The sequence below is a fragment of the Pedobacter frigoris genome (assembly GCF_032678645.1).
GTDB classification, from domain to species: Bacteria; Bacteroidota; Bacteroidia; order Sphingobacteriales; family Sphingobacteriaceae; genus Pedobacter; species Pedobacter frigoris_A.
Map to the genome: position 1 here is coordinate 407,446 of NZ_JAVTSP010000001.1, position 15,270 is coordinate 422,715.

8 protein-coding genes are annotated in these 15,270 nt (G+C 40.5%); 4 read left to right on the forward strand and 4 right to left on the reverse strand.

Annotated features, from left to right (window positions below):
- Positions 1-2 precede the first annotated feature (2 nt).
- Both R2Q78_RS01850 and R2Q78_RS01855 read right to left on the reverse strand, forming a co-directional pair.
- Positions 3-695, reverse strand: coding sequence for a hypothetical protein (locus R2Q78_RS01850; RefSeq protein ID WP_316788338.1), 693 nt, complete (start codon positions 693-695; stop codon positions 3-5).
- Entirely contained in the window at positions 695-6,793 is a 6,099-nt protein-coding gene (locus R2Q78_RS01855; RefSeq protein WP_316788340.1) for an FG-GAP-like repeat-containing protein, read from the reverse strand. The genes R2Q78_RS01850 and R2Q78_RS01855 overlap by 1 nt, the downstream gene beginning before the upstream one ends.
- Before the next feature lie 350 nt (positions 6,794-7,143).
- Here R2Q78_RS01855 and R2Q78_RS01860 point away from each other — a divergent pair, with 350 nt between their 5' ends.
- Both R2Q78_RS01860 and R2Q78_RS21870 read left to right on the forward strand, forming a co-directional pair.
- On the forward strand, positions 7,144-8,337 hold the full coding sequence (locus tag R2Q78_RS01860; protein ID WP_316788342.1) for a FecR family protein: 1,194 nt from the start codon (positions 7,144-7,146) through the stop codon (positions 8,335-8,337).
- Between the two features lie 580 nt (positions 8,338-8,917).
- Positions 8,918-9,169: a LytR/AlgR family response regulator transcription factor gene (locus tag R2Q78_RS21870; RefSeq protein ID WP_410478464.1), complete on the forward strand. Its 252-nt coding sequence runs from the start codon at positions 8,918-8,920 to the stop codon at positions 9,167-9,169.
- A gap of 67 nt (positions 9,170-9,236) precedes the next feature.
- Here the strand turns inward: R2Q78_RS21870 and R2Q78_RS01865 are convergent, their stop codons facing one another.
- Together R2Q78_RS01865 and R2Q78_RS01870 are read right to left on the reverse strand one after the other, a co-directional pair.
- On the reverse strand, positions 9,237-9,713 hold the full coding sequence (locus tag R2Q78_RS01865) for a DinB family protein (protein ID WP_316788346.1): 477 nt from the start codon (positions 9,711-9,713) through the stop codon (positions 9,237-9,239).
- 3 nt (positions 9,714-9,716) lie between these two features.
- Positions 9,717-10,361 (reverse strand): hypothetical protein, encoded by a 645-nt coding sequence (locus R2Q78_RS01870; RefSeq protein ID WP_316788347.1) that lies wholly within the window; start codon positions 10,359-10,361, stop codon positions 9,717-9,719.
- Between the two features lie 192 nt (positions 10,362-10,553).
- Here R2Q78_RS01870 and R2Q78_RS01875 point away from each other — a divergent pair, with 192 nt between their 5' ends.
- Both R2Q78_RS01875 and R2Q78_RS01880 read left to right on the forward strand, forming a co-directional pair.
- Positions 10,554-12,827 (forward strand): GH92 family glycosyl hydrolase, encoded by a 2,274-nt coding sequence (locus R2Q78_RS01875; protein ID WP_316788349.1) that lies wholly within the window; start codon positions 10,554-10,556, stop codon positions 12,825-12,827.
- A gap of 6 nt (positions 12,828-12,833) precedes the next feature.
- Positions 12,834-15,194 carry a glycoside hydrolase family 3 N-terminal domain-containing protein gene (locus R2Q78_RS01880; RefSeq protein ID WP_316788350.1) on the forward strand — a complete coding sequence of 787 codons (2,361 nt, stop codon included), beginning with the start codon at positions 12,834-12,836 and terminating at the stop codon, positions 15,192-15,194.
- Positions 15,195-15,270 lie beyond the last annotated feature (76 nt).

The window sequence follows — 15,270 nt, forward strand, 5'->3', positions numbered from 1 at the left end:
AATTAGTGCATCATAAACTGATAAATCCCACTATTTGAAGTATTTCCTTTCTGGTCTTTGGTAACAATCTTCCAATAATATAATTTATAACTGTCAACCGGGACTTCATAGCTATCATCATTATAATTCTGTTTTAATAACGGTGGGTCACTAATTGCACCAAAATAAATATCATAATTACGTATGTCATTGTCAACGTCAGTTCCTACCCATTTCAATATTACTTTGCCATTAACGTTTATTAAGGTTACTCCTTGCAAGGGATAACTGATTTCGGCTGGAAAAGGAGCATAATTTTCGACGCCATTCCCAGTATTATAAAATTTCCACACATTACTGACGGCCACTTCTGTAGATTTGGAAGAATTTGATGTCACAAACCACGAATATGGTGTATTTCTGCTTATGATTACTTCAGCTTGTGCAACTGTTAAGTTAGCTTCTGAAGTTTGGCCCGTTAGCATGTTTTTCACTGTCAGTTTATAACTATCTGCATTTGTCGCTGGTGTCCATTTGAAAAGAACTTTACTCAAAAGATTTGATATAATTGTGCCGTTATTGCAAGGTTCGTTCATGGCTGGCAACAGTAATATAGCTGCTGTGGGAGCAACATTGGGTGGCATAAGAGGACTTTCCTTTTTTTTTCCACAACTACATGCGCAAACAATAAAAATGTATAGTATTAATTTTTTCATTATTTCTTTATGATCTTCGATTGAACCATTTCGTTTCCTAAGGAGATTTTTAAAACCAGCAGACCCGGGGGCAAGGTCGCTAAATTTAAATTTATCGTTCCATTTTCATTACTATGATCGCGTGTGTAAACTTTTTTTCCTATGGAATCGAATATTTCAATTTTGATGGTTTTGCCAATTCCAAAGGTAGTTTGAATAGATAAATCGTTATCGAATGGATTTGGAATTGCCTTTATTTTGATTGGCGCTTCAATCTTCTTGCTGATTGTACCTTGGCATGGCAAATCGGAAGACACAAAGATAAAGTTGCTCCCCGGATTTAACGGTAGAGTAATGAATCCCTCGGTTGTGCTATATGTATGTCCGTTGATCATGACATTGTATTTGTTTGCGCCTTCCATCGTCAAGGTCACGGTCTGATCCTTGTTTGTTACCGCGTATAATTCGATATCCTTTGGTTTACCAATCATCACTTCAAAATATTGTTTGTAGTCCAGCTGGTCGTCAACAGTTATACAAACTGAATAAATGCCAGGGGCAAGTCCATCTATCAGTGTTGTTTGAGTGAAATTATTTACTTTCACTTGAATTCCTTCACGTATAATTGTGACTAAGTAGTTCAGTTTTTGCGTCGCCTCGATACTAATCGTGCCATTCTCCACATTTTTACATGTGACCGCTGTACCTTTAACCTTGAAGTTGGTAACGGGTAGGTTAAACCCATTCGTGACAATTATGGAATTTGATATCAATTTATGGCCTTCATGGATAAAATATACATGATATGTTCCAGCCTGAGTAGCGATATAATTCATTCCGGCAGCACCCTGAATAATTGCCCCATCTCTTGTCCATATGTAGTTGAAATTATTTCCAGACCTGATGTCGGTAACTACTGTTATATCAACACTGCCCCCAGGTTTTAGTATGGTGGGTGCTAAAGTGTTAATAATAGGTTCAGTTAAATAAGTAAATCCACTGAGGTAGGCATTTTCTGTCTGACTTTCGAAATATACGCTTCCTGTACCACCATCACCTAAAGTGGCTTTCATCTCTGTTGGGGATACAATTTTAAACGAGCTGGCCTGTATACCACCAAAAGAAACGGACCTTGCATTTTCAAATAAGGTACCCTTAATTATGATCTCAGCTCCTTTCTTTCCGTAAGTAGGCGTGAATGAGGTAATTGAGGCGGATTTCTTGAAAATAAACCCAGCGTATTTTGCTGTACCCAAGGGAGTTGTAACCACTACCTCGCCACTGGCGCCGTTACCCAATATCACTACGATCCTGTTTGGGTTAATGACCTCGAAACTCTTTATAGGAATACCGCCAAAAGTAACAGAAGTAGCATCTTGCAGTTCAAATCCAGAAATAGCCACTGTCATGCCGGCATATGCTTCATTTGTTGAAAGTCCGGTAATCTTTGGTTTTACCGCCGCCGGGTTTCGAAGTAAAACAGAATTGTAGCCTACACTGAAGCGAACCAGATCAGGCAGGCCGTCACCGTCGAGATCAGCAGCAAAAATATTTTCATTTATACTCGCACTTCTTAGTTTACATTCTAACTCCTTATCAAACCGGATATCTATTCCACTTGTCAGATTTTTGAAGATATAAAAAGAATTAAAACTGTGCGAAGCGAGATCTATTCTTCCATCGCCGTCTAAATCTGCAATACAGATGTCATCTGAATACGCAGGTAGGGTGAATGTCGTTTTCTCATCAAACGAAATGTCACTGCCTATTCTTTTGTTTTTCAAAATCATGAAATTTGGACGATAAGTAATATAGAGAATATCGAGGTTTCCATCATTATCAAAATCGGCCAGTTTAATTTTTTTTGCCGCATCGAGGGCAGAAAATGTCTTCTCTCCTGCAAATGCCAGTTTGCCATTTTTTGTTTGGTTTAAGAAAACAGACAATGGATTGGGATTGCTTGTTATTGCCACAAGATCCAATAACCCATCTTTATTCATATCGCCAACTGCCACATCTGTGACCCCATGGTTCAGATTGATATAAATCGGATCACTGAAGCGAATGTTTGTGCCTACGGTTCTGTTAAGTAAGATGGAAATTCTTCTTTCGGTGATACCTGCTGATATCAGATCATTTCTTCCATCCATGTCAATGTCAAAAACTTTGACTGGCCCAATTTCACTCTCTCCTGAAGAACCAAATATCCTGACTTTTTCTGCAAGTGATATCTCCCCGCCCTGACTCGTGTTTCTAAGAATGGAGATGTTGCCATTTAAATTGGATTCCTGGGTGATCACATCCTGTTTCCCATCCCCATCTATATCACCCACAGAAAGGGATTTCGTTATATCTCCATAGTTTCCGTTTCCAGAGGTCCCGGGATAGGTTTTATCGGGGCCAAAGGAAAGTGTACCGTCTTGTGATGTGTTTTTGGAAATGATGATCGGGGCGTTATTCACATGCATTTTGACAATATCCATTTTTCCATCACCATCTAAATCAATGATGTGTCCAAATCCTTGGTCTTCAGATAGATCTATCTCGTTTGTGAACGACTTTTTAGTGAGGCCAGTATAATCATACGGGAAGGAAAGAGAAAAGTCATCGGTTGACCATCCTATGAGACCATTTACCATCACACTGACCCGGCCGAAAGTGGCTGAAGAAGGTATACTAACGTTCAATTGCTCCGCTGTAGCCGACAATACCGTTGCCTTTGTCAATCCAAATTGGACAAGGTTCTCAGAAGCTACAGGACTAAAATAGTTTCCTGTGATAATCATTACCGTCTTTGCATCTGCTGATGTGCTGGAAATATTGCGAATGAAAGGTACCCGGCCATAAAAAAAGCCGGGGGAGGTGCTTGTTCCGGTTGTATTAGTCAGTACCACATCTCCAGATGCACCATCGACCAAAGTAGCAGTAATCTGGGTAGGGGAATCTACGCTGAATGATGCGATTGCGCCACCAAAGCTAACAGATGTTGTTTGTGAAAAATTTGCTCCCGTAATGACAATCTTGTCTCCTGCAAAACCTGTTGTTGGATTGAAATCATAGATAACAGGATCTGGTTTGACTGCATTTTTATGAATAATCACCGAATTTGTATTTTTATTCGGCACAACAATTTCCATTTTGCCGTCACCATCAAAATCTGCTAATGCGATATTTCCTTTTGTCCCTACATTTGCTAAGGATATAGGTAAGGAAAACCTTATGACTTGGGATTTACTTAAATTTTTAAATAAACATACCGAATTTTCACTACTGGAAACGATGTCGGGTTTTCCATCACCATCAATGTCGGCAATATCAAAATAGGTGGTTAACCTCGGCGCGAAATACACAACCGGATCATCAAAATCTGCTGTGCCATTTTCACCTTTATTACGGAGAATGGTCAACTCTTTTGAGATTTGATCAATCGCAATGATATCCTTTTTTCCGTCATTATCCATGTCTGCAATCCTGAAAGCCAACGTACCCTTGACGCGGACACGGATCGGGTTTCCATATTTTATAACACCAACCCGACTCTCGCTGATATAAATGTTGGCAGTACCACCGTTGATGTTTTCAGAGATTATCAGGTCGGGTTTTCCGTCACCATTCAAATCTCCTGAAGCGTTATTAGCGGGGTTCGGAATGGCCACGCTCCTGAATTTTAGCGCATCGACTGTTTTTACGTTTTTTTGTATCCCCGTTAGGCTGATCAGGTCAGGTTTGCCATCTCCGTCCAAGTCTTCAAGTGAGGTGGTTTCAGTTGAGTTGGTATTGTAGTTCATAACAAAAGAAACTTTTTCTGCCAAAGAGGTATTTTTAAATACTCTTCCCGTTTTGCTCAGGATGTCCGGTAAGCCATCGCCGTCCAAATCGGCTACTAATGCGACGGTTATATTTGCAATAAGGTAGCCTTTATCAAATAGGATCTGCTTATCTGTGCTTATATTTCTGAAAACTTGACAATGGTTGGCCTCGGTATTATAAGTAATAATGAGGTCTAGTTTGTTATCACCATCGATGTCAGCAGTCATTACCGAAACTGGCTGACCTCCTGGTGTGAGTTCTGCCGCTGAGGTAAATGATCTTTCAGAGATTCCGCCTCCATCTGGGAATAATAAGTTAAACGGCTTTGCTGAATAAGCTGTTCTTTTATCTGAGATCACGGTAATTTCCTTGTAGGGCGCACTTTGAGGAACAATCACTTCAATAGCAGTGCTTGTTACTGAAAGTACACGAGCATTGATACTCCCAAACTGAACCCGGGTCTTACTTATAGCGGAATTGAAATTTCTGCCTAAAATGGTCAGCTTGGTACCTGCTACTGCTTTCTCTGGACTAAATGATGTGATTACAGCAGGTGTAATAAAGGTGAAACCATCAATTGAAGAAGTTCCTGCCACAGTTGTAACTGAAACCGGCCCATTAGTTCCTTCGCCCGCATAGGCATTTATCAACTTATTACTACTATCTTCCACGTTGGCATTAACATTCCCTATTTTCACGTCGCCTTGGTTGAGGTTATAACCGATTATGGATACAAATTCACCTACTACACCGCTGTCAGGCATGATAGCAAGTACAAGCGGGGATTTGTCCGCTGGTGGTGGGACGTATTCAAAACTATTTGATGAAACCATCAGTTCTTTTGTCTTGATTACAACTTCTCCGGAGCCACCATTAGCCAGAGTCACTACTATTTTTGTTGGATCAACAGATTTAAGAGTCGCCGGAATTCCACCGAACGTTACTGACTGAATATCTTGGAAATTCGAACCGTAAATGGTAACATCCATACCTATTCCTGCTCTTTTGGGCTGAAAAGAGCTGATTATTAATGGTGGTGGATAGGATAAATATTTCTCGGCGCTTGCAGAAACCGATCCATCGCTAACAGTTAATCTAACCGTATCGGTTAAGCGATTCGGATCCCTTTTAAAGGATGCATCATAGGTTGTCGCCAGCACTATGCCATTTTTCGACCATTCGTACTGATACCCTGGTTTTGAATAATTGATGAGCTTGACAGTATTGTCAGTAGCAAAGGAAGACTTGTCAACTGAAAAGTAAGCACCTGGTATGGGTTTTCCTCCACCATTGCTGCTGGATTCAAGAAAACCGTACCCACCGCCGACCCAAAACAAATTCTCGTCCCATAGTTGCATATCAGTATGACTATAATTTAAATAACTGAAATCATTGTCACGTTTTATGACTTCCCAGTATTTTCCACCGTCACTGGTTTTGTACGTTGTATAGTTCGGTCCCAATGCATACCCAATATCATCATTTACAAAACTTATTCTTTGGAAGTTTAATGTGCCCGGAATAGCATTGCTTCTGAGAGTATAACTTTCTGCTCCATCATTCGTAAAGTAGACATTTGCAAAACCATTGGATTCAAAATAAACCCAACCTTTGGATGGTGTTAGAAAAAATGCGTCTATAACCTTAACCTGGGCGCCGTTGGCCGGTAACTTAGCATTGTTCCAATTGAGTCCGCCATCTACTGTTCGAAGTATATTGGAATTTCCGAGAATGTATAAGTTCAGATCGCTGGAACCGATGATTCGCTTCAAGTTCGGACCGTAGTAGTTGACTAGCTTCCATGTTAGACCTCTGTCTGTGGTTTTAAGCAGACGCCATTCGTCGATAGCAAAACCAATACTGCCATTTTCGGGAAAAACGAGATCGACGATATATGAAAATGTGCTGGTACTTGGCTTAGAATGAAAAACGACTTTAAAAGTGTTCCCCTGATCGCCTGAATAGAGTATTGCTGGTACTAAACCATAATCTCCATAAACAATCAAGGTATTTTTATCTAATGCTTTAACCCCTGTTATTGCGAAGCCAAAAGTCAGATTTATATCATTGCCATTAAAATTAACATTGCTATTAGTAATCTGCTTTTTTACAAATGTTTTTCCTCCATCTGTAGTAAACCCTATATGCTTTTTAAAAGCAATATATCCTTCAGAATGGGAATAGAAGGAGATTTTTCGCAGTTCATTATCTTCATCGCTATCCTGATAAAGTTTATTCAGTTGCGCTTCGGCGGCGAAAACGCAAAACACCAAAAGGAAAGAGATTGCGAACGTTAATTTAGATATCACAGAGCTGTTTTTTATCCCAAAAATAATAAAAAAAAGGATTTGCATTGTGGTTTTCGTAAACCATTTTCAATTTAAGGACCTTATTTCGTTTAGGTTCCGTCAGTAACAGATAATAAATTATAAAAATGTGATTTACATCTTTTGATGGCACACAATTACATCTTATGATGGCGTTTCAAAGTCGGTTAAATCATATTTAAAGGCATATAAGTAGGCCATTAAACCATGTAAAAGTATGCCACTAAAAGATGTAAACTACAAAAAATTACAAAAATCAGCAGTTAGACTAGGGGATACCCTTTCTTTTTTACTCTATGTGTTATAAGGCCTTGGAATGTCTTTTTGAAAACATGGATAGAGAACAATTTTTAGTGCTGATTCAAAAATATTTAGCTGGTGAAGCCTCGTTGGAAGAAGAGCAGTTGTTGCTGAATTTTTATGGCAGCTTTCAGGATTCTGACGTGTGGGATGAACGTACAATGGGTGTTAAGGAGCAGATTGAGGCGAAAATGCTTTCCAGGATACAAGCTCATGTGGCCGGAACTAAAACAGAAAAGCCAGTTGTAAAACTTTGGCCAAGGATCGCGGCGGTTGCCGCGGCTGTGGCGATGGTGGTATTTGGGGTTTGGTTTTTTAATAGCGATCGCGAGATCCTGAAACAAGTTCAGGATGACGTGGTGGCGAATGATATTGCACCCGGTAAGAATGGTGCGACGATTACATTGGCTAATGGTAAGGTAATTCAATTGAGCGATGCGAAGAGTGGAGTAGTGATAGGGGAAGACTTAAAGTATAATGATAACACTGCTGTAGTAGACCCGTCATCTCGAGGTAATGAGAGATCTCCTGGTCATGCTACTTCAAGAGATCTCTCGTCGCTGCGCTCTGTCGAGATGACGGCAAGCACGACCAAAGGCCAAACTTACATATTCACATTGCTGGATGGCACCAAGGTATGGCTAAACGCTGATTCAAAAATCACGTTTAAAAACCAGTTTATTGGAAGAACTCGTCATATTCTGTTAGAGGGTGAAGCGTATTTTGAAGTAGCTAAGAATAAAAAATCTCCTTTTGTTGTAAAGACGAGGGAACAGGAGGTAATGGTTCTTGGTACGCATTTTAATATAAACAGCTATGCGGATGAAAGTAGCGTTAAAACTACTTTGTTTGAAGGTAGTGTAAACGTATCGAGGCTACTGACCAAAGTAGGTGTGAATAAAGACTTGGGTGGTAAAACATTGAAGCCAGGGCAACAATCTATTCTTAATAGAGAAAACTTCAAAGTCATTGAAGCGAATATGGACGAAGCTATTGCTTGGAAAAACAATGAATTCATGTTTGAGAGCCAGTCTATAGAAAGCATCATGAAAATGGTGGAGCGTTGGTATGACGTAGAAGTAATATATACCGGTAATAAACCAGCTGAAAAATACAGCGGTACTGTGTCCAGATTTGATAATGTATCAAGTGTGCTGCGGATATTGGAATCATCAGGTGGGGTACACTTCAAAATAGAGGGGCGCAAGATTTACGTTTCCAATTAAAATATTCATTTCCCTATTGTGTAATTAACAGGATTATGAACCAAAACAAGAAGATGAAAAAAGGACTACGAAAGAAGAATTAGAAAAGATAACCATCCCGATGCTAGATCGGGATTGGTTAGCGTTTGGCATCAGCCAATAATTAAATTATCAACTGTTTAAACCGCAGTGCCTTCCCCGTCGAAAGTTTAGGCTACTGCAACGAACCAAACTAAGAGTAAATGTACAGAAATAAACCACTATTTGGTATACCCAGTGGAGATTCCGGCAATAGTGTTCAGTCCTTTTCAGACCAAAGTGTCCACTTTAATTTTTCCAGACAGCAGCCGTAGTTTTTGGATGGGGTATGCTCCGTATCCAGGCAGATCCATCGGCGTAAAGTAACATTCTCAGCCCCTCATCTCACTCGCTCTACACAAAGCCTTTCTCAATCAAAAATTCTGACCATTAGCGCTTCACTACGCTCTTAAAATCAAAATCACCACCCAAGAGTTCAGATCCCAACAGAAATCCACCTAATGCGCTTAAAATCAGTCAAGTGGATAGTTTGCAGATTATTTATTGCACACTTTGAAGCGAAATGAGTGGACAGCAGGTTTCAAAATTACCTGGCTACTATTGCCGAAACCTCCAACTTAAACCCAAACTCTCCCTGTCCGAGATTGAAAAACTACTTCCTCCGAGTCAGTTTCTTCGAGTACACCGTTCCTTCATCATCAACAGGGAGAAAATTAAGCATGTAGAAGGAAATCGTATTCACTTGGATAAACATGTTGTTCCGCTTGGCAGAAGCTTTAGAGAAGGTTTTTTCAACGTCTTAAATCAGAGGTAACTTCGGCATGTTTCCAATCGGAGCGGTACAACTTGGGCCCTTAAATATTTCTGAAAGCTGGGACAACTTAAAAGCGCATCACATCGGTATCAGGAGGGGTGTGTCCGAGTAGCCTGGCCATGGTCATGGCCTGTCCTTTATGATGAAACTCATGGGTAATGACGTGGGTAAAAATACCATATGCATCAGTTTCAATATATTTTTCTGGCCATTTATATCCTTTAATTGCCTGGGTCGGATCTCCTTCAAAATATGAGATAAAACGTTCCATAATCTCATCAACTTGTGTAAACAGATTTTGTAATTGGGATATATTTAATGGTTCATCCTGATCGTAGTAGGAGATGGAGTCATTCATTGAAAAATTGCCTGCCCAGGCGATATAAGTATTGGCAATATGAACATACATGTAGGAAATGGTTTTGTCCTTAAAGACGGAGAGTGGTTTAGCCACATCACCTAAAACCTTTTCTTCCAGAAACTGAAAGACAACTTGTCTGGACTGCTTTACCAAAGCATATTGAGTATAAAGTAAATCTGACATGGACTACCGTATTGTGAGTGAAACCATTGTAAACATAAATCCTGTTATCAATAATAAAAACAACAAGAATGGCCTAATTTCCTTGGTTTTACGGTCTTTTTTCAAAACCAGCCTGCTAAAAGGCTCTGATAATAGTGTTGTAAGGGCAAACAAAAAGGCAAATGCTAAAGCGAGTTGCGCGCCTATTCCAATAGGAATACGATTATTGGTATCGCCAAAATAGCCCAGTATATCACCTAGAAATAGTAAATTCCAAATAACACCAAAAACAATCACCGCTGACCATTTCATAGGAAAGCTTCCGCTTGATTGGTATTTAATGATGTTTGCTTCGACTTCAGTGGGTATGGGATCTGTGTTGTTTAAAAACCCGGTATCTGCTATTCGTTTTATTAAATTGCGACTCCCTGAAGTTAAAAAGACGACCTTTTCACTATATCCGTTAACCCGATGATTTATTTTTATACCTGTGCCTGAAAATAATGTATATGGTTCGATAGAGATTATGTCACAAGGTCTGAAATATACATTGCCTATGATTGATGCGTTTAGTTGCAACTCATTTTTATTAACTAACAATTTGGCAAATGGCCATGTAGCCCGGCCAAATCCAATGTTTGCGCCACCAGTTTCTTCGATTTGATACATTATTGTTGCTTACGAGGGTTTACGGTTAAAATTATTTAAAAGTAGTTGGAATCACAATTTATTGAAGTTTTCTATTTTCACTTACAACTAAACTAACATAAAATCTTGTGAGAATTTAAATTGTAGAATATATACCCAATTACTCCTTTACAAGTGTCTTAATAAAAAGCCAAATATGCTTACCTTTATTTTATGATCAAATTTAATTTTCCCCGACTTTTGTCAGCCTTAGTCATATTGGCTTTTGTCGAGCCTGCATTCGCTCAACAGCAAATTAAAAAGGTGAGTTTAACACAATATGTTGATCCATTGATCGGGTCAGGTTTTCATGGACACGTATTTGTAGGTGCAAATGTTCCCTTCGGAGCGGTACAACTTGGGCCTGTAAATATCTCTGAAGGCTGGGATTGGTGTTCGGGATACCATATTTCTGATACGACCATTATTGGGTTTTCCCATACGCATTTAAGCGGTACCGGAATTGGAGATCTGGGAGATATCATGTTTATGCCAACTACTGGTCCATTGAAGCTGGGCAAAGGATCAGCAAAAGATCCTGAAAGTGGTTTTCTTTCAACTTTTAGCCGGAAGAATGAAATCGTTAAACCAGGTTATTATAAGGTAGATTTAAACAGGTATGGCATCAAAGCCGAGCTGACCACTAGTAAAAGGGTGGGGATGCACCGTTATACATTTCCATCTACAGATGCAGCTCACATCATCATCGACCTGAAACAGGGAATTGGATGGGATGGACCAATGGAAACTTATATAGAAAAGGTTGACGATCATACAATTGCTGGCTATCGCTTTTCGAAGGGCTGGGCAGCAGATCAAAGGATCTATTTTACCGCTGTTTTCTCAAAAGCGATTAAGAATTTTTCAGTCTATGACAGCATTACACCGAAAAGCGGTACTGCTCTTAAAGCCAGGAATGTAAAAGGGGCAATTACTTTTGCTACCGCTAAAAATGAAACCGTATTGGTTAAGGTGGGTATCTCTCCGGTGAGTATTGCTAATGCGGCACAGAATATTAAAGCTGAGATCCCTGATTGGAATTTTGATCAACTGGTTAAGAATGCAGATCAGCAATGGAATAAAGAACTACAGAAAATCAGCATAAAAACTGATTCTCTATCACAGCTTAAAAAGTTCTATACCGCTATGTACCATACGATGATTGCTCCGTCGATATTTGACGATGTAAACGGCGAGTATTGGGGCACAGATAAGAAAGTTCACCAGAAAGAAGGTTTTAATAATGTAACTACATTTTCTCTTTGGGATACCTACAGAGCCAATAACCCGCTTTCAACGATTATCCATCCTGAGCATGTAAATGATATGGTTAGCTCGATGCTCGCGATTTACAAACAGCAGGGTAGCTTGCCGGTATGGCACCTGATGGCTAATGAAACCAATTGTATGGTCGGCTATAGCGCTGTTCCTGTGATTGCCGATGCTATATTGAAGGGTTATAATGGATTTGATGCCAATCTCGCTTATGAGGCTATGAAGACAACTGCAATGCAGGACATCAGGGGGACTAATTTTGTTAAGAAACTAGGTTACATACCGGCAGACAGTACTGCCGAGTCCGTATCCATGGGACTTGAATATGCGATCGCAGATTGGAGCCTTGCCCAGGTAGCTAAAAAAATGGGTAAGACTGCTGATTATGAATACTTCGGCAAGAGGGGGCAATACTATAAAAATTATTACAACAGCAAATCAGGCTTTATGCAGGGACGCTTGTCTGAAACCCAGTGGCGTACACCATATACCCCTTTTATATCGATCCATGAGCATGGTGATTTTACTGAAGGTAACGGATGGCAGTATACCTTCCTGGTACCGCAGGATGTAAATGGACTGGTGAACCTGCTGGGAGGTGAAAGCAAGTTTGACGTTAAACTGGATTCTTTGTTTATCGCTAAAGGTGATATGGGAGCTAAAGCTTCGAACGATATTTCTGGTTTGATCGGTCAGTATGCCCACGGCAATGAACCGAGTCACCATGTGACTTACCTCTATAACTATATAGGCAAACCATGGAAAACAGCTGAAAAAGTGAGGTATATCCTCAATGATTTTTACACAGACAAGCCAGACGGGATCATTGGAAATGAAGATGTGGGCCAAATGTCGGCATGGTATGTCTTTTCTGCTCTTGGTTTTTACCAGGTGAGTCCGGCCGGCGGCGTATATGTTCTGGGTAGTCCAACCATAAACAGTGCTGAAATTAAAGTAGCAGGAGGTAAAACTTTCAAGGTGACTGTGAAAAACAATTCTCCTGAAAATAAGTACATCCAGCAGGTGACTTTAAACGGTATCAACCATACAAAATCTTATATAAAACATCAGGATATTATTAAAGGCGGTACCATGACGATCACCATGGGCAGTAAGCCATCATCTGTTTGGGGTGTTAAAAATGCCGACAGACCATCTAATGCCAATAACTAAACCACAATGAACAAAACTCTTTCCTTCTTTCTACTCTTAGCTGGACTTGCATTTAAATCGAGTGCACAACAAAAACCTGTTTATAAAAATGCCAATATGCCCGTGGAGAGCAGGGTAAAAGACTTGATCTCCCGCATGACCGTAGATGAAAAGATAGGTCAGGTCTCAGTATTACTGGGTTGGGAAATGTATGATAAAACAGGAAATAAAGTCGGAGTAAGCGAAAAATTTAAGCAAGCGCAGGCAGAGCAACATACCGGAATGCTGTGGGCAACATTGAGAGCAGATCCATGGACTCAGAAAACGCTGAAGACAGGTTTGAATCCCGTACTTTCAGCAAATGCGACGAATGCGCTTCAGAAATATGTGTTGGAAAATACCAGGCTTGGTATCCCTATGTTCTTTGCTGAAGAATGCCCGCATGGCCATATGGCTATTGGAACTACAGTTTTTCCTACATCGATAGGCCAGAGCAGCACCTGGAACACGGCATTAATTGAAACAATGGCGGCTGCAATAGCCGCAGAAGCAAGAACTCAGGGCGCTCATATTGGCTACGGGCCTGTGTTGGATTTGGCAAGAGAACCACGCTGGTCGCGCGTGGAGGAAACTTATGGCGAAGATCCGGTCTTAAATGGCGCTATGGGGGCAGCGATGGTAAGGGGTTTCCAGGGTCATGATTTAAGGTCGGGATCAAATGTGATCTCTACTCTTAAGCACTTTACCGCCTATGGCGTACCAGAAGGTGGTCATAACGGTGGGAGTGTAGCTATAGGAATCAGAGAACTGCACCAGTCTTATCTTCCGCCTTTCAAAGCTGCTGTAAAAGCAGGAGCATTGTCGGTGATGACTGCCTATAACTCGATAGATGGCATCCCTTGCTCTTCAAATCCTGTGCTTTTAAAAGATATTCTCCGGACAGACTGGGGATTTAAAGGCTTCGTAGTCTCAGACCTTGGCAGTATTTCAGGAATTCACAGTAATCATTATGTAGCAGCAAATGCGGAAGAAGCAGCTGCGATGGCTATCAATGCCGGACTGGATGCAGATTTAAGTGGTTATGGTTATGGAAAAGCACTTAAAAAGGCAGTTGAAAGTGGAAAAGTAAGCATGAGTTTATTGGATACCGCGGTTGCGAATGTACTAAGACAAAAGTTTGCATTAGGACTTTTTGAAAATCCTTATGTTGACCCCGCAAAAGCTGTAAAAACGGTAAGAAGTGTTGCACATATTCAATTGGCCAGGAAGGTTGCCCGGGAATCTATTGTATTGCTGAAGAATCAAAACAATACGCTTCCATTGAGCAAACAACTTAAAAATATAGCTGTCATAGGTCCTAACGCAGATAACATGTACAATCAACTGGGAGATTATACTGCACCACAGGCTGAGGAATCTATCATAACAGTATTAAAAGGCATTAAGAGTAAGGTCTCTCCAGGCACCAAAGTGAGCTATGTAAAAGGCTGCGCGATCAGAGATACGGCAAATCTTCAGTTTGATGAAGCCCTGGCTGCTGCAAAGGCTGCAGATGTAGTAGTAATGGTATTGGGCGGTTCCAGTGCGAGAGACTTTAAAACTGAATACTTATCGACGGGTGCTGCAACTGTTAAAGCTTCTGAAACTAGTGTTAGCGATATGGAAAGTGGAGAAGGGTATGACCGTTCCACATTAGATCTGATGGGTAAACAATTACAACTACTTCAGTTGATTGCAAAAACCGGGAAGCCCGTAGTCTTGGTGATGATTGAGGGCAGACCATTAAACCTAAACTGGCCCGCTGAACATGTGCCTGCTATTTTAAATGCATGGTATCCTGGCCAGGAGGGTGGAAATGCCATTGCAGATGTGCTTTTTGGTGATTATAACCCTGCGGGCCGTTTGCCAATATCAATTCCAAGATCTGTAGGTCAGCTTCCTGTTTATTACAACGTTAAACGTCCGGTATCTCATGACTATGTAGAAACCAGCGCGAAACCTTTATATGCATTTGGATATGGACTGAGCTATTCGTCGTTTGAATATAGTAATTTGGTTATTAGTAGGAATAATGGAGTAAATATCAATGTGAAGTTTACATTGAAAAATAAGGGTACTGTAGCCGGGGATGAAGTAGTTCAATTGTATATCAGGGATGAAGTTAGTTCTGTGGTAAGTCCCGACAGACAGTTGAAACAATTCAAGCGTATACATTTGGCTCCTTCGGAAGAACGGACAGTAGAATTTAACCTTACTGCTGACGACCTTAAATTAATGGACAGCAAGATGCAATGGGTGGTTGAGCCGGGTGATTTCAGCATTATGCTGGGTGCTTCTTCCGACGATATCAGATTGAAAGGCAGATTCAACATCTCCTCTGTAAATTAATTGTTATGATGTCTTGCATTGTTTCCATATAGGTTCAATAATGGACGCCACCAACCTGTTGATGCTTGCTTTATTA

Coding starts and splice junctions, on each gene's coding strand:
- R2Q78_RS21870 (WP_410478464.1), top strand. CDS start 8,918: ATGAGTGGACAGCAGGTTTCAAAATTACCTGGCTACTATTGCCGAAAC.
- R2Q78_RS01875 (WP_316788349.1), top strand. CDS start 10,554: ATGATCAAATTTAATTTTCCCCGACTTTTGTCAGCCTTAGTCATATTG.
- R2Q78_RS01870 (WP_316788347.1), bottom strand. CDS start 10,361: ATGTATCAAATCGAAGAAACTGGTGGCGCAAACATTGGATTTGGCCGG.
- R2Q78_RS01850 (WP_316788338.1), bottom strand. CDS start 695: ATGAAAAAATTAATACTATACATTTTTATTGTTTGCGCATGTAGTTGT.
- R2Q78_RS01860 (WP_316788342.1), top strand. CDS start 7,144: ATGGATAGAGAACAATTTTTAGTGCTGATTCAAAAATATTTAGCTGGT.
- R2Q78_RS01880 (WP_316788350.1), top strand. CDS start 12,834: ATGAACAAAACTCTTTCCTTCTTTCTACTCTTAGCTGGACTTGCATTT.
- R2Q78_RS01865 (WP_316788346.1), bottom strand. CDS start 9,713: ATGTCAGATTTACTTTATACTCAATATGCTTTGGTAAAGCAGTCCAGA.